Origin of the sequence: Emticicia sp. TH156, assembly GCF_002855535.1 — a bacterium.
In the GTDB taxonomy this organism is placed as follows: domain Bacteria; phylum Bacteroidota; class Bacteroidia; order Cytophagales; family Spirosomataceae; genus Emticicia; species Emticicia fluvialis.
Window position 1 is genome coordinate 383116 of the sequence record NZ_PKRS01000004.1, and the last position, 22736, is coordinate 405851.

The 22736-nt window shown below is 40.8% G+C and carries 17 protein-coding genes and 1 tRNA gene; 12 read left to right on the plus strand and 6 right to left on the minus strand.

Translation table 11 applies throughout. The annotated features are described in order from the left end of the window. Window positions 1-83 precede the first annotated feature (83 nt). Together C0V77_RS10185 and C0V77_RS10190 are read left to right on the plus strand one after the other, a co-directional pair. Complete coding sequence (locus tag C0V77_RS10185; protein ID WP_101726236.1) at window positions 84-776, plus strand: YafY family protein; 693 nt, start codon at window positions 84-86, stop codon at window positions 774-776. 75 nt (window positions 777-851) lie between these two features. Next, a complete protein-coding gene (locus C0V77_RS10190) occupies window positions 852-1265 on the plus strand; it encodes a DUF1761 domain-containing protein (RefSeq protein ID WP_101726237.1) in 414 nt (137 codons plus the stop codon). A 49-nt stretch (window positions 1266-1314) separates the two neighbouring features. Here C0V77_RS10190 and C0V77_RS10195 read toward each other — a convergent pair whose 3' ends face one another. After that, complete coding sequence (locus C0V77_RS10195) at window positions 1315-1938, minus strand: trans-aconitate 2-methyltransferase (protein WP_101726238.1); 624 nt, start codon at window positions 1936-1938, stop codon at window positions 1315-1317. 241 nt (window positions 1939-2179) lie between these two features. On the opposite strand from C0V77_RS10195, the gene C0V77_RS10200 reads away from it, so the two are divergent. The 4 genes from C0V77_RS10200 (at window position 2180) to C0V77_RS10215 (ending at window position 6995) form a co-directional block, all read left to right on the plus strand. Further along, entirely contained in the window at window positions 2180-2809 is a 630-nt protein-coding gene (locus C0V77_RS10200; protein ID WP_143706056.1) for a hypothetical protein, read from the plus strand. Between the two features lie 398 nt (window positions 2810-3207). After that, window positions 3208-4455 (plus strand): hypothetical protein, encoded by a 1248-nt coding sequence (locus tag C0V77_RS10205; protein ID WP_101726240.1) that lies wholly within the window; start codon window positions 3208-3210, stop codon window positions 4453-4455. Window positions 4456-4890: 435 nt separating this feature from the next. Beyond that, window positions 4891-5415: a hypothetical protein gene (locus tag C0V77_RS10210; protein ID WP_101726241.1), complete on the plus strand. Its 525-nt coding sequence runs from the start codon at window positions 4891-4893 to the stop codon at window positions 5413-5415. A gap of 89 nt (window positions 5416-5504) precedes the next feature. Then, window positions 5505-6995: a hypothetical protein gene (locus C0V77_RS10215; protein WP_101726242.1), complete on the plus strand. Its 1491-nt coding sequence runs from the start codon at window positions 5505-5507 to the stop codon at window positions 6993-6995. 104 nt (window positions 6996-7099) lie between these two features. Here C0V77_RS10215 and C0V77_RS10220 read toward each other — a convergent pair whose 3' ends face one another. Further along, a complete protein-coding gene (locus tag C0V77_RS10220; protein ID WP_101726243.1) occupies window positions 7100-8701 on the minus strand; it encodes a GMC family oxidoreductase in 1602 nt (533 codons plus the stop codon). Window positions 8702-10528: 1827 nt separating this feature from the next. Between C0V77_RS10220 and C0V77_RS10225 the strand changes: the two genes are divergently transcribed. After that, window positions 10529-10846: a transposase gene (locus C0V77_RS10225; RefSeq protein WP_101726244.1), complete on the plus strand. Its 318-nt coding sequence runs from the start codon at window positions 10529-10531 to the stop codon at window positions 10844-10846. A 180-nt stretch (window positions 10847-11026) separates the two neighbouring features. Here C0V77_RS10225 and pdxH read toward each other — a convergent pair whose 3' ends face one another. Further along, a complete protein-coding gene (gene pdxH, locus C0V77_RS10230; protein WP_101726299.1) occupies window positions 11027-11668 on the minus strand; it encodes a pyridoxamine 5'-phosphate oxidase in 642 nt (213 codons plus the stop codon). A 310-nt stretch (window positions 11669-11978) separates the two neighbouring features. On the opposite strand from pdxH, the gene C0V77_RS10240 reads away from it, so the two are divergent. From C0V77_RS10240 to C0V77_RS10260, 5 genes are all read left to right on the plus strand, one after another. After that, window positions 11979-14207 carry a DUF349 domain-containing protein gene (locus tag C0V77_RS10240; RefSeq protein ID WP_229236254.1) on the plus strand — a complete coding sequence of 743 codons (2229 nt, stop codon included), beginning with the start codon at window positions 11979-11981 and terminating at the stop codon, window positions 14205-14207. A 145-nt stretch (window positions 14208-14352) separates the two neighbouring features. Further along, a tRNA-Thr gene (locus tag C0V77_RS10245) sits at window positions 14353-14425 on the plus strand. A gap of 268 nt (window positions 14426-14693) precedes the next feature. Continuing rightward, window positions 14694-15704: a DNA-binding protein gene (locus C0V77_RS10250; protein ID WP_101726246.1), complete on the plus strand. Its 1011-nt coding sequence runs from the start codon at window positions 14694-14696 to the stop codon at window positions 15702-15704. Between the two features lies 1 nt (window position 15705). Next, window positions 15706-16143, plus strand: a complete 438-nt coding sequence (locus C0V77_RS10255; RefSeq protein ID WP_101726247.1) for a type II toxin-antitoxin system death-on-curing family toxin — start codon at window positions 15706-15708, stop codon at window positions 16141-16143. Window positions 16144-16324: 181 nt separating this feature from the next. Next, window positions 16325-16744, plus strand: a complete 420-nt coding sequence (locus C0V77_RS10260) for a hypothetical protein (RefSeq protein ID WP_101726248.1) — start codon at window positions 16325-16327, stop codon at window positions 16742-16744. Between the two features lie 288 nt (window positions 16745-17032). Here the strand turns inward: C0V77_RS10260 and C0V77_RS10265 are convergent, their stop codons facing one another. The 3 genes from C0V77_RS10265 to C0V77_RS10275 all read right to left on the minus strand — a co-directional run bounded on the left by C0V77_RS10265 (window position 17033) and on the right by C0V77_RS10275 (window position 22665). Beyond that, complete coding sequence (locus C0V77_RS10265; RefSeq protein WP_101726249.1) at window positions 17033-19990, minus strand: type I restriction endonuclease subunit R; 2958 nt, start codon at window positions 19988-19990, stop codon at window positions 17033-17035. Between the two features lie 236 nt (window positions 19991-20226). Beyond that, a complete protein-coding gene (locus C0V77_RS10270) occupies window positions 20227-21561 on the minus strand; it encodes a restriction endonuclease subunit S (RefSeq protein WP_101726250.1) in 1335 nt (444 codons plus the stop codon). A gap of 9 nt (window positions 21562-21570) precedes the next feature. Next, window positions 21571-22665, minus strand: a complete 1095-nt coding sequence (locus tag C0V77_RS10275; RefSeq protein ID WP_101726251.1) for a PD-(D/E)XK nuclease family protein — start codon at window positions 22663-22665, stop codon at window positions 21571-21573. Window positions 22666-22736 lie beyond the last annotated feature (71 nt).

Sequence of the window (22736 nt, forward strand, 5' to 3'; positions counted from 1 at the left end):
GTGTAGATACAGGGCAATGCCCTGTATCTACCAATAATCTATTTTTACTTTCTTTCCAGGTCTATCAGATTCAAACCCTAAAAATGAACGAAAACGATACCAAACGCCTTTCCCGACTCACGGCAACGCTAACCATGCTGCAAACCAAACGTTTGCTGACAGCTACTGAGCTGGCCGCGAAGTTTTCGGTGAGTGTACGAACCATTTACCGTGATATGCGCGCTTTGGAAGAAGCAGGCGTGCCTATTATTACGGAAGAAGGCAAGGGGTACTCGTTGATGGAAGATTACCGCATACCGCCCATTATGTTTACCGAGAACCAGGCCAATGCCCTGATACTGGCCGAACAGCTGGTGCTGAAAAACAACGACACTACGTTTATTAAAGATTATACCGGGGCCATAGATAAAATAAAGGCCGTATTGCGCACCAGCCAGAAAGACAAGGCCAATCTGCTGACTGCCCGGACACGTTTCGACCAGATTGTTTACCGGGAAAGAAACAGCAGTGTGTTATCGGACCTGCAGTATGCGCTCACTAATTTTTATCTGGCAAGCATCGCATATACCAACGAGGCTCAGGAGACATCTACACGGCTGATTGAGCCTTTTGCGCTGGTAAGCACCCGCGAAAACTGGCTGCTGATTGCCTGGTGCCGGCTACGGAAAAACTTCCGATATTTCCGCCTAGACCGCATCAATAAACTGGAAGTGCTTACCGAACAGTTTAAGCCTCACCCAATGACATTGCAGGAATTTTTTGAAAAATTTCAATAAGCCCGCCCACCCCTGACATAAGGCTGTCTTTGGGCGATGATAGTTTTGCATCATCATCCAAAAAAACAAAAACTTATGTTCAGTCAATTATCAAATCTCAACTGGCTCGGTGTAGCCATCGCTTTTGTAGTATATTGTGTAATAGGTGGCTTATGGTTTACCGTGATTTTTGTTAAACCCTACAAAGCCTCGTTAGGCAAAGCCAACGAAACCCTGCCCAATGCACCAATTTTTATAGTTGGGCCCATGATTTGCACGCTTGCAATAACGCTTACAAGTGCCATTCTGATTAAAGCCCTCAACATAATCACGCTTAGCGGAGGTTTTGAGTTCGCTTTATTAGCGGGTTTTGGGTATCTGGTAGCCAATACGGTAAACATTGCCATCAACCCCAATATTCCCCAACCTGTTTTGTATGGGTTTATCAGCAGCGCGTATCATCTGGTTTGTATCACGCTGGCAAGTGTTATACTGGTGCTTATGCCCTAATCTGTCATTTTAGCCATTAGCCTGCCCCATGTGCGCGCTAGTGGCTTTTTTATTGGTTCTGATACTGAAACAAACAAAAAGTAAACCTTTGCAGGGTATCAAAAGGGGTAAAATGCTCGGTTTTAATACATTTAACAGGACGCAGAAACGCGCTGAAAAGCGCAGTCAGTTCATCGGCCGAATACCGGCAAATATCTAAGCCGCTGCATTTTCTGGGGCCGTCTTCGGCAAAGGTGGCCAGCAGCACATAGGCACCCGGATGAAGCGATTGAGCCAGATTTTCAATATAATGTTGTCGGGCGGTGGTGTCGGTCAGGAAATGAAACGTAGCCCTGTCGTGCCAGAAATCATATTTGCGGTGGGCAACAAAATTTCCGGCATCGGCCGTCATATACTGAATGGGCTGTCCTTTATGGCCCAGCCTTGCACTGGTTTTTTGTAGTGCCGCTACTGAAATATCAACCAGTGTTATGTCTTCATACCCCTGCGCAAGCAGGTAATCAACCAGGCGGCTTTCGCCTGCGCCCATGTCTAATATGGCTGCCTGTCTGGGCAGGTTTAATGTTTCCAGTAATTCAATGGAGGTGGCGGGTACAGGCTGAAACCAGCTTACTTCCTCAAAATTTTTGCTGGCATATACCCCTTCCCAATGGGTTTGCAGGTTCGTGTTCATGGTCTGGCTTGTTTGGTGGCCTTTTCAGCTTAACAATTTCTTATAAACGTATAGTTCATAACGGGGTAGTTTATGCCTGCTGCTGAGCGGTTTTCTGACTGACGAAAATCATGATTTATTATCTTTTCAGGCTCTAAATTGCTTCCGGATTACAAATTTGTATTTTTGTAGTACCAATGCGCCGAAAGCGCTGAGCGCACCTGAAAAAGCAATTTTTTTAAACAATTTACATATACCTTTTATGAAACCTACACACATTTTATGCATTGTATTATGCCTGTTTGCTACGAGTATCTACGCCCAAGACATTATTTTCATGAAAACCGGCGAAGAAATAAAAGCCAAAGTAAAAGAAGTAAAAGACAAGGAAATCAGTTATCTGAAATTTGACAATCTGAACGGCCCTACCTACACCAAGCTGAAAAGTGAAGTGGTAATGATTAAATATGAAAACGGCCAGAAAGATATTTTTGCCGACCAGAAAGTGCAAACCGCCGAAAGTTATGTTGAAACCAGTGCCGTTTCTGTATCGCCACTGGGCAATGCAACAGCCTATACGTACGAAAAAGGCATAGCCGACGCGCTGATTTATTACAACGGCGAAAACAGCGGTAAAACAGGCACCCTGCTTACGTCTTTATTAATTAATGGTTTGGTAGGGCTTATTCCGGCTGTTGCGTGTAGTTCAACCACACCGAAGGTCAAGAATCTGGGCGTACCCAATATGGAAGCCTACCAGAAAAACCCCGACTACGCCAGAGGTTACCAAACACAGGCAAAAAAGATAAAATCAAAAAAAATCTGGAAAAACTGGGGTATCGGCACCGCCATTTCAACACTTGTTATTATTATAGCTTCTAATGCCAACTAATAGATATTAAAACGCGGGTGCAAGCCACTTAATCAGGTGGCCTGCGCCTGCGCTTATTGAACTTCTTTCGCTGCTTTCCACATTACCTGCCCCCGCTGGTCGCTCATTCTCCTTCGCCATTTGGCTACCCATACATAATTACTTCATGTTTCTATATTAATAATTATTGAACGGTGGTATTTATCTGAATCGTTTACCGAATAATAAGTATATCTACTTATATGCTAAAAAAATGAAAATGTTTTCTAAATTCGGTGCAACAATTCAGCCAGAAGTTTTTTTAAGCACTTAAAAGCCATTAAAAGCAAAGTTCATTAAAAAAAGCTGTTTGCCCATACTGGTTTCTTAGCATTAAAAACTGGCAAAGCTGTGCACAAATCTAAACATGAAAACTTATTATGAATACAACTACTAACGTTACCAGCGGCCAATACGTATTGGCTCCGCAACCCGGCGTTATCGCGGTTCTCACACTTATGTCAGGCACGCTTACGCTTGAAGGCAGTACCGAATCGTCTACCAGTTTACAAGTACCCAATACAAACAATCAGAATACATTTACTGTTACCAATGGTAGCGCTTATGCAGAAGGAGTCATCAACATAACTTATTCAATAAAGGGTATTAGCAACCCGCAAACAGCCGAATGCCACATCAATTTTTTTCTTGGTACCACCCAATGGGAGCAGGATTCCTCCGGCTCATTCCCAAATGATAATACCACGATATTACCTGCCAAATCGAGCGGACCGCTACCAACCAATTTCCCGGTGGTACCGCCAACAAGCGGAGGTTCTTCTGGCGTTGACTCGCTCTATCAGGTGCTTAACCCTGCTATGGTTTTTCTGGTAGATTATCGCCCCGAACACCAAACCATGTTGTTCAGAGGTAACACGCCCTTTGCCGCACCAGCCGTTGATAACGGGCAGCAGGCGGTCGATTTCGATAGTTTGCATACTTACATGGAAAACCAATACATAAGTCAGACTGGTAAAAAGGATTTTCCGTCGCAAAAAGAATATGTCTTACGGGATGTATGCCTGCAAAGCCAGGAAAGCGAGGGACAATCTATATTATGGGAGCTGGAGTCGTTTGGCGGCACCTCTTTAAATCAGTTAAATACGCAAACGTGGGTACCTGCGGAAATCCCATCAGTATCCCCTCAAAGGCAGATGTGTAACTGGCAGATTGAACCACATACACAACCAGGTAATGATGCATTCGATTGGGATTCAGTAAAACAACTTAGCGATTGGATGTGTCCGAAACACCCCAACCCTAAATATTATATTTACTACATACATTGTGCCAGCGGACACGACAGAACCGGCATTGTGGCCTCGGCCTATATGATAGTCAACAGGGGGCTTTCATTAAATCGTTCTTTAATATATGGCACCACCTTGGCCAAGCAAAGCGCTACCAGCGGCCAGGTGTATGCCGACTGCCAGGATTTAGACGGCACCAATAAGGGCAACATTGACCCTGACCGCTCAAGGCTGATGATGATTGCAAACATCTACGACCAGACCGTACTTAACATTTATAACTCGCAGAATAATCCTGACCCGGCGGTTACGCAGTTACCCGCAGAAGCAATGAGTACCGACCCCGCTTATGTTTATTCAAACTATCCGTGGAATTAAGCGTATACAGAAAAACGTTAGCGATTAATATAACTGAACCTTCATCTTTTGCCCGTTATTAAGGGCTACTCTAAAAACCAGAAACAGGGTTCCGGCCGTATGAAGTACTATTTGTATGAATCGGAGCCCTGCATCACCTACCCAATAAAACAAAGCATAGTGCGGCGCGCTGGTTTCTGTGCTGTTCTATTGCCTGAATGACCGATGCACGCGCGGCATCAGAGGTAAACAGCCGCATTCTGAAAACACCGTGGTTTTCAGTAGCATAGCTTTTGCCAAAGGTTTTTCAAATCCTTTAGTAAAAAATATATATAGATGGTTCTAAAAAGGGCTGACCACCCCATTGTGACAAAAAAGAGACCCGGAACTACCCAAACGGGGGCGAAAACCGAAAAGCCATACGAGTAGGTATTCAATCTAAAATAACAATTAACAATGAAAATTTTATCCGCTTTCTATGGTTCTTGCAATATCAACGCCGTAGATGTAACTCCACAAGTACAAACCATTGTAAACAGTGCCGTTGGAACAGCCTCTGTTTTAGTTAATTCTGCAACGTTCAACATTCCAGACCCTGACGCCGGTACAAGGAAATCGCTTACCATTACTTTTACTTATGGTATTCCGTCAGTTACCTTAAAAAAATCGGCGGTAGATGGTACAACCATTACACTTGATCTGGTACCCAATCATTTCGAAATTGTGTCGGCTTACTATGGCACCACAGCCGTCTATTATGACATTACCAAAGCCTTGCAGATTTTCACGCTTGAGTCGGTTGCTAATTCAAGCCTGGTGGTAGGAAGCAGTTCATTCTTTAACCAATTTACCTACGGGTTTGACATCGCCTACGGCGTACCCAAAACGCTGACGGTTTCATTCTTTAAACCGGGTAGCAGCAGATTGATTACGGTGTGTGCCAATGACGGGCAGACACTTGATTTCAACAGGGCGTTTTAAGAGCCCATCAGATTGCATACAGGAGGGGCGGTAACCACACCCCTCTTGTATTTTACCGGACGCCGGCGAATCATTTAAACTCAATATCCATGGAAACGAAACACTTGAACACACTGATTGACAGAATAGCCGGAAACCTGAAACACAAAGCCGGGCAATTGGAAGAACTTGTAAAAAAATACATACAAAAGGCCGTACAGAAAAAGGAACGGGTGAGGAACGCAGGGGCGCAGATACAGCAGGATAACCAGATAAGTGTGATACCTCCGGAAGGAATAGTGATAGACAAACCGGGAAACTACCAGTTTACAAAAAACATAACGTGGTTGCCGGGGCAACAGGCAACAGCCATAGCCATTGATATAGTTGCTGATGACGTAACCCTTGACCTGCAGGGCTACAGCCTCGTTGCCGTGCCTGTGATAAACACCAATAATGTTATCGGAATCAACATAACTGGCAATGATGTAACCATAAAAAATGGCGTGCTGGTTGATATGTTGCTGCACGGCATCTCTGCCTCGCTTTGCAATAACCTGACCATAAGCGGTGTTGCCGTGCAAGGCTCTGAATACAGCTACCTGGGCAACGACCCGTTCGTAACTGCCTCGGGCATTTACGTTGAACTGTCAGAAAATATCACCCTGCAAAACTGCCAGGTAAGCGGAGCCAACGTTACTGCGCCTGCTTATGCGGGTATTCAATTATCTTTATCAACCCATGCCCGGGTTACTGATTGCCAGACAAGCCATCTGATAAATAATGATGGTACCGTTACAGGTTTCAGTTATGTAGGCGCTAAACACATCACAACTGCCAATTGCCATGCTACCAAATTACGCTCGTATTATCTGGGGCAAACAACCACTTTTGGCCACACTGTTTTAGGCTTTTTACCAACCGCCTGCAAAAACCTGACATACGAAAACTGTACGGCTATCAGCCTGAGGGGGTGCTGCGATGATTGCCATGGGATGTCGATTTTTGATTCAGACGACATTACAGTTACAGGCTTTAGCGCCATTGGGATTGTAGACGGCGACTGCCCCACCAACACGGGCGCCAAAGCCACCGGGCTGGAAGTGTATGGCAACAACATTTCCATACAATACTGCCAGGTGCAAAACATCTTTGCAATTGTGCCGCAAGACAAACAGAGTTGCGGTTTCAGCGCGGCAGGCAATAACATTACGTTTGAAGCATGCGTGGCCTATAACGTATTTGTTTTTGACGAAAACAGAAACCTAACCAAAAACGCTGCTAAATATGGCTATGGCATTGGCTTTGGATGGGCGCCAGACCCCCGCCAACCATTTGTAGACATGAACGCCGTCGATACGGTTTACACCAACTGCGGCGCCATTTTCTGCCAGGTTGGGTTTGATACCTGGAATCATATCGGCGGACAATGGAATAACTGTTCAGTAGAAGACTGCCTCACGGCTGTGTTGCAGGAAGATGGCGGCCAAAGGATTTTCACGATGGATAAGTGTTCTGAACTCCCCCCGAATATGACAAGCCCCATGACCATTATTAACTATGCAGCCAATAATACCTTTAATCCGCCAATCAGCAGTTAGTATTATGGGGCGTAAAACAGCAGTTAAGCATACAAAAAAATGAATCTGTTAGCAGGTAGAGGTAAGGCTTTATCTCTACCTGCTAACCCATCCTTCAAGCTACCCTACCTCAATACCAGATCTGCTCCTTTTTCGGCTATCATATAAACGGGGGCATTGGTGTTGCCCGATACGATGGTGGGCATAATGCTGGCGTCTATTACCCGCAGGTTTTCTACGCCCTTTACACGCAGCTGGTCGTCGACCACGGCCATTTCATCCGTACCCATTTTGCAGGTGCCAACCGGGTGATACACCGTCTCCAGTTGTTTTTTGATGTGCAGCATGATGCCATCGTCTGAGGTGCTGTCGGGCGGGGTAATCAACCGGTCGCGGTAAGCATCAAAGGCTTTGGCGTTCATTACCTCAATGGCTTTTCTGGTGGCTTTCAGCAGGGTCATTGCGTCTTGCTCTTCAGATAAGAAATTGGGCTGAATAACCGGTGCATCGGCTGGGTTATTGCTTCTCAAACCCACATACCCTCTGCTTTTGGGGCGCAGCAAGGTAGGCAGAATGGTGTAGCCATCATTGTGCGGATAGGTTGACACATCATACATATCTACCGTGTAATCATCGCCCGTTTGCACGGCTGCAAAATGAAACTGGTAATCAACCCTATCCGGGCTGTCATCTGTCATGCCAAAGGCCACTGCCTCAAGAGGCCCGATGGTCATCACGCCCTTTTTCAGCAACAGATACTGAGCCAGCGCCTTTGCCTGGTTAACCAGCGACAGGTGGTGATTTTGCCCCCATTGCTGGCGAGACAACGCCGTAACACCCATAAAGAGATGGTCTTGCAGGTTTTTGCCTACGCCGGGCAGCTCTTTTTTGCAGGCAATGCCTGCTTTTTTCAGTTCATGTTTATCACCCACGCCCGAGAGCATGAGCAACTGCGGAGAATTGAACGACCCCGCCGAAAGGATTACTTCACGGGCAGCCATAATCTTTTCCGTATTGTTTCGGCCGCGTATTATCTCTACACCAATGGCTTTGTCGTTTTCTATCAAAACCTGTTTCACAATGGTATGGGTGTACACCGTCAGATTCGGGCGTTTCATGGCCGGTTTCAGGAAAGCCCCTACCCCACTGTGCCTTCGCGCCTCTTTAATGGTAAACTGCATGAACGACACCCCCTCCTGCCGCTCGCCGTTATAATCTTTGTTGTCGGCAAAACCGTTTTCAATGCAGGCCTCCACAAAGGCATCGGTAAAGCGGGTTCTGTATTGCGTGGCAAAGGTAACGTTCAATGGCCCGCCCTGACCATGATAGAAATTTTTGATTTGCTCGTTATGCTCCGACTTCCGGAAATACGGCAGGATTTCTTCGTAACTCCACCCCTCATTACCCATATCAGCCCAATCGTTGTAGTCTTCCTTGTTGCCACGCACATACGCCATAGCATTGGTAGAGCTGCAACCACCCAGCGTTTTGCCGCGCGGCAGGTAAATTCTGCGGTTTAGCACGTGCGCCTGCGGCTCAGAATAATAGCCCCAGTCTACCTCTGTTCGGTGCAGTTTTGCGTATCCGGCCGGAATATGTATCTCAGGTTTTTTGTCGGGCCCACCTGCCTCAATCAACAATACACGGTGAGCAGGGTTTTCAGATAGCCGGTTAGCTAGCACACATCCGGCCGAGCCCGCTCCGATAATGATGTAGTCGTAGGTCATGGTTTGAATAGATAGCAGGTTAAAACAATGAAGATAAGCTGGTTTTGCAGAGCAATTTAATAAATTCTGAAAGAAAATCAGCGCGCGGGGAAGTATTATTCCAGTTAGTGTATACGAATTTAAGTGGAAGATAAAATTGAAAGGATTAACCATTGATTCTGCATTGAATAAAAGAGACAACCCAAATTGCCAAAACCAGAAATGATGTTAATTTGCAAATGGATGATGGTAATGATTAAAAAATAGATTTGGCAGCTAAATGCCTTACCGTTTTAGGTTAACACCCGTGGTAGAGACAGGGCAATGCCCTGTCTACGCGTTGGATAAAGAATCCCCAACGGAGACAGTGTCCCGTTGCCGGGCGGTGGTGTAGGTTCATAGGAGATTCAGTTAGAATAATATATGGCGTACAAATCAATTAGCGCCAAAATACGTTTCATCCTGTCACTAGTAGAGCCGCACTGCGTGCGGCTTATCGTAGAATAGGGCTTTCGACTCAAAATAATTTAAGCGGAATTATTGGTAATTTTCAATCATTTCTCAATAAAAATCCAACCCGTTTTATAGGCCACAAGCCGCATGCAATGCGGCTCAACGAAATTCAATTTAATAAAATGACTTACAAATGATTCATAAATCCTCGTAGAGCCGCACTGCGTGCGGCTTATCGTAGAATAGGGCTTTCGACTCAAATATTTAAACCGGAATTAATGGCGTTTTTCAATCATTTCTCAATAAAAATCCCTCGTGCTTTATAGGCAAAAAGCCGCATGCAATGCGGCTCTACCAAATTCAATTAATATCATTATTTAAAAATGATTCATAAATCCTCGTAGAGCCGCACTGTGTGCGGCTTAGCGTAGAATAAGGCATTCGAATCAAAATAATTTAAGCGGAATTATTGATGTTTTTTAACTTTCCCCCAGTAAAAATCCTCAGAGCTTTATAGGCAAAAAGCCGCATGCAATGCGGCTCTACCAAATTCAATTAATATCACTATTTAAAAATGATTCATAAATGCCAATATAACCGCAATGCTTGCGGCTTAACGTAGAATAGGGCTGTTGAATCAAAATAATTTAAGCGGAATTAATGGCGTTTTTCAATCATTTCTCAATAAAAATCCCTCGTGCTTTATAGGCAAAAAGCCGCATGCAATGCGGCTCAACGAAATTCAATTTAATAAAATGACTTACAAATGATTCATAAATCCTCGTAGAGCCGCACTGTGTGCGGCTTAGCGTAGAATAAGGCTGTTGACTCAAATATTTAAACCGGAATTAATGGCGTTTTTCAATCATTTCTCAATAAAAATCCCTCGTGCTTTATAGGCCACAAGCCGCATGCAATGCGGCTCTACCAAATTCAATTAATATCATTATTTAAAAATGATTCATAAATCCTCGTAGAGCCGCACTGTGTGCGGCTTATCGTAGAATCTGGCTGTTGAATCAAATATTTAATCCGGAATTATTGATGTTTTTTAACTTTCCCCCAATAAAATCCATCGTGTTTTAAAGGCAAAAAGCCGCATACAATGCGGCTCTACCAAATTAAAAATAATCTGTAATTTATTAAATTAATTTTTTTGTTATTTTTAGGGACAACTACTAATATCATGAGCGAATTATATAACAACAAATATCGAATACCCACAGTGAGGCTAAAATCATGGAATTATTCATTTGAGGGGTTTTACTTTGTAACTATCTGCACAAAAATAAAAAATATTATTTTGGCAATATAGCATCAGGTCAATTAACATCAACTGAAATAGCCAATATTACTCATGCTGAATGGTTTAAGATACAGGAATTAAGACCTGACATGAATATTGAATTAGGTGAATTTGTAATAATGCCTAACCATATTCATGGCATAATAATCATTGGTAGAAACGATTTTAATAAATCAATTCCTAACGCTGAGACCAAAAATCAGTTTTCAGTAAAATCAAAAAATCTGGCATCTATAATCAGAGGTTTTAAAGGGGCGGTAACAAGCTATGCCAGGAAGAATAGTATCGAATTTGAATGGCAATCGAGATATTATGAACATATTATTCGATCAGAAACAGAATATTTGAAAATCAGACAATATATTATTGATAATCCGTTTAAATGGAATGAGGATTCATTGTTTTGATAATTTTCGTTAAGCTACACTCCGTGCGGCTTATCGTAGAATAGGGCTTTCGACTCAAATATTTAAACCGGAATTATTGGTGTTTTTCAATCATCGCCAATAAAAATCATTCGGTTTAAAATGCAAAAAAAGCCGCATGCAATGCGGCTCTACGAAATTGTTGCAAATATCCATTCAATCTCACGGGCTTAAACGCTCAATTTTCCAATCTTCACCTTCATTCGTAAACAACAGGCGGTCGTGCAGGCGGTTGGGGCGGCCCTGCCAGAACTCAATGCTGGCGGGTATTACGCGGTAACCTCCCCAGTGCGGAGGCCTCGGGATAACGTCATCACCATACCATTCTTCCAGTTCTTTTGTTCGTTCTTCTAGGCTTTCTCTGGTTACTATACGCGACTGCCGCGACACCCACGCGCCTATCTGGCTGCCCCGTGGGCGCTGCTGAAAATATTCGTCCGACTCCGCCGCGCTCGTCTTCTCAATCCGCCCCTCAATACGCACCTGCCGTTCCATGGCTGTCCAGAAAAACGTAAGCGAGGCATAAGGCACCTCGGCCAGTTCGCGGCCCTTGTTACTTTCATAATTGGTATAAAACACAAAGCCGGTGTCGTCAAAGCCTTTCAGCAAAACAATCCGGCCATGGGGCTTACCGCCAGACACCGTAGCCAGGTGCATGGCGTTTGGCTCTGCCACATTGTTTTCCAGGGCTTCTTGAAACCATTTTTCAAATTGTTTGAAAGGGTTTTTCAAAACATTTTCCTCCAGCAATTCGTTGAGTACATAGTTAAGCCGAAGCGAGGCCACATCAGTTTTTTTATTCATTTCTTGCAACGTTTTGGGCATTTTTTCGTTTTTAATTATATATAACCACCTGTTTTTGCAGGGTCGCCGGCTTTAGCAGAAACATCAGCCGGGCCTTCCAATGGTGTAGGTGGCGGCACAAATTTCGGGTTTTGTAGTAACTTAATTGCATTAAATTTTGTTTTTTCAGATACAAAACCGCAGATTTTTTACCGGTTAGTAAAAATATAATTTCACACTGTGGTTTGTTAGGCAAAAGTATTTTTATATTTATTACATTTGCAAATCTAATAAAAACATTCTGCCTTACTACGAATCGTTTTAATTACCAATGACGCCCATAGACTCAGATTTACAAGAACCCGTTACTGATGCTGCCGAACAGAAGGATTCAACTTTGAAAGAGGCAGAGGCTCCGGCCATTACACAAGTAGACTCTAAAGAAATTATGAACGAACTGAATGATTCCATCGACACTTCGACCGACGAACCTGTTGAAGCAAGCAAAAAAGAGGTGAAAGATGCAGCCCCTGTTGCCGAAAATGCAGAAACTCCGGCAACGGAACAAACAGAAGCCCCCATTGAGGTGGTTGCCATTACTACTGACGGTGAAGCCGATTCCCCTGTGCTGGGTGCCGACGAAAGCCCATTGGAAGAAATTGTGGTAAGCAACGACCCGACTGTAATGGTTGAGGTATCGCCCAAGCCTGTTGAAACTGTAGAGGCAGCAGCTGAAGAGCTTCCGCAGTCGTTCGAGCTGGCTGAAGATGACACAGCCGGGCAACCAGCCGAAGAAGTTGATTACAGCAATTTTGGTAAAAAGGATTTTGTAGACCTGGGCGAAAAACTGCTGGGGTCAATTAAAGCCGAGGGCGTGAGTGTATCTGACGTAAGAAATGCCGACAACGTAATGAAGGAAATAAAACCTTTGTTTGACGACCTGAAAGCACGTGAGAAATCGGAGGCATTGAAAAAATATATTGCAGACAACGGAAGTAACGAAGGCTTTGAGTTCAGAAACGATAACTTTGTGGTGCGTTTTGAATCTCTGAGTGCCCAGATACGTGATGCTAAAAACAGTTTCTTCCAGAAAATAGAGCGCCTGAAAGAAGATTACTTTGAGCGCAAAACCAACCTGCTGCAACGCCTGCGCGACATTGTAGAGCAGGAAGAACAAGGCGGCACCAAAAGCAACTGGCAGGATTTCAAAAAACTTCAGGAAGAGTGGAAAACCGCCGGGAATGTCAATTCTCCGCATAATACCTCGCTGTGGTCGGCCTATAATGCATTGGTTGACAGATACTTCAGTATCCGCCATATTCAGAACGAACTGAAAGACCTGGACCGTAAGAAAAACCTGACAGCCAAAAGCGAAATTGTTGAGCGCATTGAAGCCATTGCCGCTACCCTTGAAGAAGGCGGCCTGAGCAATGCTACCCTGCGCCAGGCAAACGACCTGCTGGAAGAATACAAACACATTGGCCCGGCACAGCGCGAAGCCCAGGAAGAACTCTGGAAACGCCTGAAAGCCGCCTTTGATGTGATACACAACAAACGCAGAGAGCAGTCGTCGCAAGCCGGGGCTTTGCAGGAAGAGATTTTCCAGGCCAAACAACGCCTGGTAGACAACCTGAAAGCCTATGTGCAGTTTAATACCGACAGCATTAACGAATGGAACGCCAAAACTAAAGAAGTGCTGGCAGTGCAAGACCAATGGAATGCCATAAAAGGCGCCATGCCGAAAGACAAAGGCAAAGAGCTGAGCCGCGAGTTCTGGTCGTCGTTAAAAACTTTCTTCCGGAACAAGGGCGATTTCTTTAACCGTCTGGAAACCGAACGCGAAGGCAACCTGAAATCGAAAACTTCCTTGTGCGAGCAGGTGGAAGCACTTCTGGAAGCAGGCGATTACTCGCCGGCCAACACCGATAAAGTAGTAGAACTACAAAAAACCTGGAAGACAATTGGCCACGTGCCAGAGAAATTCAAGGATAAAATATATGACCGTTTCAAGAAAGCCTGCGATGCCTTCTTTAACGGCAAACGTGCCAAAGGCAATGAAGTAGAGCAGGAATACGAAGCCAACCTGAAACAAAAGCAGGCGCTATGCGATGAAATTGAAAAAGCCGCTGAAGCAGGCGAAGCAGACCTGAACAAGCTGGCCGGTTACAAGGCCCGTTATAACGAAATCGGCTTTGTGCCACGCAAAGAGATGCAGAACATTCAGCGCCGCTTTGTAGATGCCATTAATGCCTATGTAAAAGCGAGCTCGGGTGTGAGCGGCCCTGAAAAAGAGAAAATGCTGTTGCAGAACGAGGTAGAAGTAACCCTGAAAAACGACAGAGGCAACACTAAAGAGCTTGACAAAAAAGAAAACGATATACGCCGGAAGATGAAAAAACTGGAAGACGACATCAGCCTGTGGCAGAACAATATCGAATTCTTTGCCCGTTCTAAAAACGCCAATGCGGTTCGTGCCGAATATGAAACCAAGATACAAGGCGCAGAAAAAGAACTGGCCGACCTAAAACAGAAGCTGAAAATAATAGTGGCAGCCAACTGAAAAAATTTTACTTCTTAACTCGTTGGGCATCAGCGAGTTAAGAAATTGTTAAAAAATATTTCAAAAAAGGGCTTGCGTTGTATATCTGAAACCATTAATTTTGCACCACGATTTCAGAACAACGGTAACGAAATCAGAAATAAAAGCCTCCATAGCTCAGCTGATAGAGCAACTGACTTGTAATCAGTAGGTCGCTGGTTTGATCCCGGCTGGGGGCTCACAGAAATTTAAAACCTCATAATCAAATTGATTGTGAGGTTTTAAATTTATTTAGCTTTTGTCAAGACTCCGATTTTCATTTGGGATTCGTTCATAAAGAGTTCTATTTTATAAAGAAAACCAAGATAATCTCTCACGATAAATTATCACGACATTTTTTCAGAAAGATAAATTACTGATAGTAAGCCATTTAACATATGCTATGGACATTTATGTCTATAGCATAGATGTTAATGTCTACACTTAAAACAATGATTATCCTTTAAAATGAAAGATCTAACAGCATCGTCAATAGACCGACAAAATATCCTTAATAATACAATTGTTCTTGAGTACTTACAAACTAATTTAGATGTGAAAGGGATGTTTTATAAAGAACAATATCTCTTTACTAGACAACAAGTGGAAGAATATTTTGAAATTGATAAAAGAACTACGGATAGGTATTTAACGCAATATGAAGAAGAATTAAGGCAGAACGGATATATAAATTTAAAAGGCAGTTCTCTCAAAGATTTTAAAACTAGATTTAAAGACGTATTAAAAATTGACTCAAAAACATCTCAATTAAGTCTTTTTAATTTTCGTTCATTCTTAAATTTAGGCATGCTTTTAACTGAAAGTGAAAAGGCAAGTAGGTTAAGAAGTAAAATTCTAGATATTGTCATTGACACCCTGAATCAGAAATTAGGCGGCTCAACAAAGTTTATAAATCAAAGAGAAGAAGACTTTCTTGCTGCCACGATACAAGAGCCTCTTTATCATAAAGAATTCACGAGAGCCTTGAATTTATATCTTGAAATGGGCAATTATAAATACGCCTACTACAAAGATGCTATATATAAGGCGATTTTTAAAGAAGATGCCAATGAATATAAATCCATATTACAACTAGAGGAAAAAGAGAATGAACGCAATACAATGTATGCTGAAGTGTTGAGACTAATAGCCTCTTTTGAAATAGGTATAGCAGACGCTATGAGAGACAAATCAATTCAGTTAAACAGGAAATTAACCCCTGAAGAATTGGATGTACTTATAGGGGATTTTACGAAACAAAGGCTCTGGATTCCCCTTCTGGAAGACGTAAGAACCAAAATGGCTAGTAGAGATTATGGGTTACGTAATACTATACACTTAAACTTGGAGTCATACATTAACGCTATGAGCAGCCATGATTATGAAAAGTTTCTAGGTCAGAAAAGCAAAAGTCTAATTGAAAGAGTACTGGAAAGTCCTGAACTTTTAGATGTGTTTAAAAGATTAAAAGACAGGTAATATGGAATTCCAATACTTTGACCCAGCCCATGCAATTTTAATACATGATGAGATAATAAAAAATTCCGGAGGTACCTTAGGCATTCTAAATAAAGGTTTATTAAAAAGCGTGTTAGAACATCTTCAAAACGACATCTATTATGAAACAATGGAGGCTAAACTAACCCACTTATTCTTTTCTATCAATAAAAATCATTGTTTTGCAGATGGCAATAAGAGAGCATCAATTGTTTTATCTGCATATTTTCTTGAATTAAACAATTGGGCTTTTATTGTAAGAAGATTTATAGAAGAAATGGAAAATATAGCTGTTGATGTTGCAGATAATAGAATTGATAAAGATTTATTATTTGAGATTATCAGTTCGATTATTTATGAAACTGATTATAGTGAAGAGTTGAAGCTAAAAATCATTTATGCGAAAAGTAGTGCTTTATAAGAGCTTAAAGCTTTGATTATGGAGAAGACGGCAATAAGAATGATACACTGATAGAAAACCATATTGAGCCTATATTCCCAACCGACCAGTATAAAAATTTTAAGATAGATAATCAATAACTATCCTTTAATCATCTATTTTTATCTGGATAAAGAATTAAACTACCAATAGATAAGACAAAATGATTAAAATTGAATTCAAGGAAAACCATGAAAATTATTCTCATGACGATAGTATCATAGAATTTCCGTCTTTAGGCAAAAAGCTAACAGGAGATACTTTTTGGTTTGCAGTTGATGTTGAACCAGAAATTTCGTATGAGAAACTGATTCAAAATATTGTATCTGAATTTCTAAAAGATTTCAATGCGATTAAGAAACTTTCTATCAAACGCTCATATATGTGGTTTTTTCATACTTTTGATGAAGGAGATCATGGAGTTGTTTTAACTAATATGGATAATTTCAGATTAAAGCTGAGTTTTGTATTTAAGTTTAGAGGTCACCCTCAAGAATATTCTTTTCAAGACGAAGAGTACTTTTTAGAAAGAGAACCATTTTTGATGGAAATGGAAAAACAAATAAACAAATATCTGGTCTGATAATAAATGAATCGAAGTGTTTTTATCATGTGAAATAGTCAAGCTTTTTTAGAACAGATCTACGAATCAGTTTCATATAAAATACCTATAAAACCACTTCTGCTTTTTCTATAGACTTAAACAATTTAACAAATTACAACAATCTTAAAAGCAGGTATTTCAATAGTCCAAATGCCATCGTTGAAATTAATCAACTTGGGTTAATTCCGGTGTTTAACTATAAACTTGAATTCCAGCAAAATAATATGTAGCCTAACCAAATAAGACTTTTATCACTTTTCAACGGAATTACATTCGCATATACTGCCGATACATCAAATCTACAATAATGGGTTTGATTCCGGGTGATTCTACGGTTTTGTAGAAATCAAAGTTATCATTAATGTACTCCAGAAAGATTTTGCTCATCATTTCGTTCCAGTATTGCCATTTATTGGCCTCTGAGTTGTCTCCTTCCATTACCTTCCTGATTTCTGCACTCTGGCTCATCCTTACATAAACATTTTTAAGACCATTGAAAAGACGAATCCTGTCTTCCTCTTTCAGGTTTACTCCATGCACCTCATTTACCTTCCTGATAATTTCAGACAGTAAACTGTTCTCTTCTGCGTCTTTACCTTTGGCCCCACTTTCAGCCATTGGGTCCAGCTCACCCTCCTTGTCGTCCAGTTTAAGCTTCATTTCTTCTTGTTTCTGTAACCTCAGGGACTCTAAATCAATCGCATCTGTTATATCAACAGTAGTGCCTATACGTTTGGGTAGTTTTTTCTTCAGGTATTTCAGGAAAATAAAAAGCTTTTCTAATTCAGCATCCTGAAAATCCATAATCTGAGAAATATAGCTGTACAACCGGCAATAAGCATTTATTAAAGACCTATATTCTTCGCGCTTATCTGTTGGCTCTATTTCCTGCCATTTTTCTACGGCCCGGTTCAGGTACGGCTGGAAGGCCTCATCTGATTTTCTTTCTGAAAAGAATAATTGACAGAACTCGTCTAACTCATATTTAGTAAACAAATGAAACGACTTTATCTCAGAGTCTAATTCATACAATTTATAGGAGTCTGTTTCACCAGTTAGGATGGTTGAGGTATAAAAAGGCTGAAATGCTTCAATTATTTCTTCCGGCTCATTTACAAAATCAAGCACAAAGGTATCTGTCTTGCCGGTGGCTTTTCTGTTAAGTCTGGATAACGTTTGCACACATTGCACGCCGCCCAGCCGTTTGTCGACAAACATGGTATGGATTAACGGTTCGTCAAACCCTGTCTGATACTTGTTAGAGACAATTAATATCCTGAACCGGGGGTCTTTCAGTCCGTCAGGAATAGAAACCCCTCCTTGCAGCCCGTTTTCTGTATTTAATGAACCCTCCGTGTGTTCTTTTCCATCTTTTTGAATGCTGCCACTGAATGCCACCAGGCAAGAGAATGGCAGCCGGAGTGCCTTCATTTGCTTGAGCATTTCCTGCTGATACAATACACAGTGTTTTCTTGACCGCACCACTACCATAGCCCTGGCCTTCCCCCTGATTTGCTTCTGAGTATGGTGAATAAACTGGTTGAGTATAATTGCCACTTTTTGTCTGATGGTTTCAGGGTGAGAATCAACAAAGTTCATTAATTCTCTTTTTACTTTTCCTTCCGGCAGCTCCAGATCATCCTTACCATCCTCCTGCTTCAGTCTAAACCATCTTTTGTAGGGCATATAATGCGCCAGCACGTCTAGTGTGTAGCCCTCAAAAATTGATTGCTTCATGCTATAAGAATGAAAAGGCACAAACTGGCCAAACTCATTCTTTCTACCAAACAGCTCAAGGGTCTTATTTTTGGGGGTACCAGTAAAACCAAAAAACGATATATGCTTTTGCCTACCTCTACTTAATATCTCTTTTGTCATTATATCCTCATAGTCTTCCTCCTCGTCTTCCTCAAATTCATTGAATGACAACGACTTCTTTAATTTCTTTGCCGTCTCGCCTGTTTGCGACGAGTGTACTTCGTCTATGATCACCCCGAAGGTTCTGCCCTTTAGTTTAGACATGGCATCGGCAATTACCCCAAATTTCTGAATGGTGGTAACTACAATATCATTTCCTTTAGCAAGGGCCTCTTTCAGCTGCTCTGAGTTTTTATCTATTGCCTTTACAACCCCCGCCGTTTGCTCTAAATCTCTCAGGGTTTTCTGAAGCTGTTTGTCTAAAACTTTTCTATCGGTTACTACTACAATGGTATCAAAAAGCCTTGTTTTTTGGCTTGAGTTCTGGTAAAGAGAAGTAAGCGTATGTGCCAGCCAGCCAATGCTATAGCTCTTACCCGACCCGGTTGTATGTTGAATAAGATAATAATGCCCTGCCCCTTCTGCTTTAATTTGTGTTTTTAGTTTACGGATAACATCCAGCTGGTGGTACCTCGGGAAAATCAGCAAATCTTTTTTCTTCTCTACCACCCTGCCCAGTTTTTCATCCCATTCTTTTTCAGTTTCGGTGGTTTCCAACACAAAGTTTTCTATGATATCTAAAACTGAATTGGGGCTAAGTACTTCTTTCCAGAGGTAAGAGACTTTGTAATCGTTGGCAACAATGGGGTTTACGATGTCTCGGTTATAAGGCAAAAACCGGGTGTCTGCGCCATCCAGTTTTGACGCCATGCCCACCGTGTCGTTATCTACTATAAAATGCACCAGCATGCGCTTAAACTGTAACAGTGGCTCATTTTTAGGGTCTCTGTCAAACTGATACTGCCGGCTTGCATGGCTGATGTCTTGCCCCGATAGTTGATTCTTCAGCTCAATGCCAATAATGGGTATGCCATTGATAAACAATACCATATCTATCGATTTTTCATTGGCTTTTGAGTAATGTAATTGCCTCACAATACTTAACCTATTACACAAATACTTAGCCTGATGCTCAGGATTCAGCCCGCTTTTGGGTTCAAAGTAGGTCATATCAAAGTACACGCCTCTATCTCTGATGCCCTCTCTGAGTACTTTTATAAGGCCGTCTTTCTCAATCTGGGTAGATAACCGCTGCAACAGTTTTTCATCTGCTTTCTCGCCAAACTGTACCTGCCAGCGCTGGTAGGCTTCGGGCTGTGAAGATTGAAGAAACGCCAGTACCTCAGCGGGTAGCAGGCACAGTGTTCTATCATAATTACTAAAATGCAATGCGGTATACACCAAACCATTATCATCGGTTGATGTGAGATATTTTTCTATGTATTCTTCAAATCTTTTTTCAGTCATTGTCAGATAATTATCAAGTTGTTCTATCTAATCAGGCTGAAAGCCCTTATGTTTAGTGTCTGGGTATGGTGCAGGTTTTTTCTATTTACTTATAACTAAATTAATTATTTCTGCTGATATGGAGGTATTTTGACGATACCGAATCTGAACTAAAACATTTGATGGTTTCAGTTGATTGATGCTTATTTTAGAAAACAGCAAAAAAATAAAATAACCAACCGTCTTGTTTTAATTTTTTAAAATACTTTTATCTTGCCCGTAACCACATTAGAAATCAGGCTTTGACGATACTCTTTGAGCTTTTCTATTTTTTGGGTTTCAATTTCAATGCTTTTATCTATTATAGTTGTTTGGTTGTCTAAGAATTTTACAATATCCTTTTGTTCAAATAATGGTGGAAAAGTAAAACAAAAATTCCCTAAATTTTCCATTGATAAATTTGGTTGCGCCGATTGTACGGCATCAATCCAAATTTGTTGTTGTAAAATACTTGATGATAACCAATACCAGATATATTTTACATTATGATTTTCTTTTAGTCTAATAAATGAAACCGCTTGATTAGTATTTGCCGGGATAAATTCCTTAGTGAGAATTGCAACCTTCCCAAGTGTTGCACCCGCTATCACCAAAAGAATATCATTTTCAAGCAGTTTTGACCTACTTAATATTTTATCTGTTTCATTATCTATAAAAAATGATGGAAATAACATCACTTTATTGTCGCTAATATTTTCAGCTTTTAAATACCTGACTTCTCCCTCATCTAACAACTCTCTACCAACTGTTGAAGGGGTTGTCCCTTTACTAATAATTTTTGAAATTTGTTTAATTTTTTTTCTCTCCCAATGCTCAGGTATTTCCCCAATCCAATCAATACCAGAATCTTTCATGGGGGCATTGGGGTTGAGGCCTTTGGTTACAACGTGGTTTATCAGGGCACTTCTTTGTTCTTTTAAAAGCTCTATTTTTTTTTCTTTTTTTATGATTAACTCATCAATTAAGGCTGTTTTGTGGTCTAGGTAATTTACTATTGCTTGTTGTTCTAAATATGATAAATTTAATACTGGGAAACTATTTATTTTTTCCTGTGAAATAGTAGGGGTTGTACTACCTGTTTGCTCAATTTCAAATGAAAGTTTGAAATAATCACATAGTGTTTGGTAATAGAAAAATTTATGGTCAATTTTTACATTTTTTAAAACTACTAATTGAGGGTTTATCGTCATTTCTGGACAATCCTTTGGGATAATTGCCGTTTTCCCTATGGTTGACCCAGTTTTAACCAATATTATATCATTTTCAAAAATCATTATTTCAGGAGATTCATAGTACTTATCCCAAGAAATAAATGTAGAATTATCAATTTTAAAAATATCATTTTGAATATTAGCTGGACTAATGGCTATTGAACCTTGGCCGGCTTCTACAATATCATCAACTGTATAGCCTCTATAACCAATTCTACCAAAAATATCAGCAATATATTTCACTTTAGTTACCTTCCAATGACTCGGTATCTCTCCAATCCATTCAATATTTGAGGTTTTGTATGAAGTGTAGGTTTGCATATATTTCAATTAATTAAGATCTTTTAGTTCTTTTAAAAAAGGTACCCATTCATTTTGTACAGATACTCTAAATTCCTCTTCAAACTTTTCAAAGTTCTCTATATTCAAGTCATACATTCTAAAAACCATAGATGCCCAACTCGCGCTATCACCTTTTGTGTCTGGGACCAATAGAGTGGAATATTTACTCAAGACACCTGAGAACCTTCCATGTCCATCCTTATGCCATTCCTCCACCCAACTTTTATTATCCGCAATCCAGATAGAGAGAACAAGTTTGCTTATATCATTATCGCTAAAGAAAATATATCCATATAAGCTCAGGTCGTTTACTTTAAAGGTAATTGAGTTCCCTTTCTGAACAGTGAATTTTACATGACCCTTGAATAACTCTTTGGCCACAATTTTGACCTCCTTAATATAGTAGGTATGGACATCATTGAGTAATTTTACCAACTTAGTTATTTTATCACTATTCATTGAAATAAATTCAATCTTTTCGGCAAGATTCTCCACGATTTGATAATGACTTTTTAATATTTCTATAAATGATTCATAGTTTACTTTCTGTCTTTCTGAAAGAGATATGTTTTCAGATTTAAAATTTCTCTCGACACTTTCAAATAAATTCTGATGTGTAATGGTATAAAAATTTCCCACTTTTTCAGGTAAGTTTACCACAGAAAGAATGATGCATTCATTGCAGTTTAATCGATTATGGCTTTCATAGCTATCCAGTTTATTATAAATATCAGCATATAATTTATTCTCAATTACTATTCTATTTTCGTCGTCTTTAATGATTAAATCAATATACTTACCGTCATCAGTTTTTATTTCTCTATGAACCCTAACTTTTTTATAGTCGTGAAATGAGACACCAAAATTTCTTAGTTCTAAGAGGGATTTCAGGAATAGTCCACCCAGGCCATGAGATTCAGATGGCGTAAAAAAATAAGCATATAAATTACTAACAGGTAATTCCTTATTATTGACTTTGGCCAGCTCTAAAATATTGGGTTCATATACTTCATCTGCTTTGAATAAAACAGCGTTATTTAGTAAGACTTCAACATCAAAAGTTTCGTTATTTTTAGTCAGCATCGGTGTTTCTATGTTTTAGTATCTTTACAGGGTATGGTTTAATTCTTTTTAACATTTGCCCTAAGGCAAAC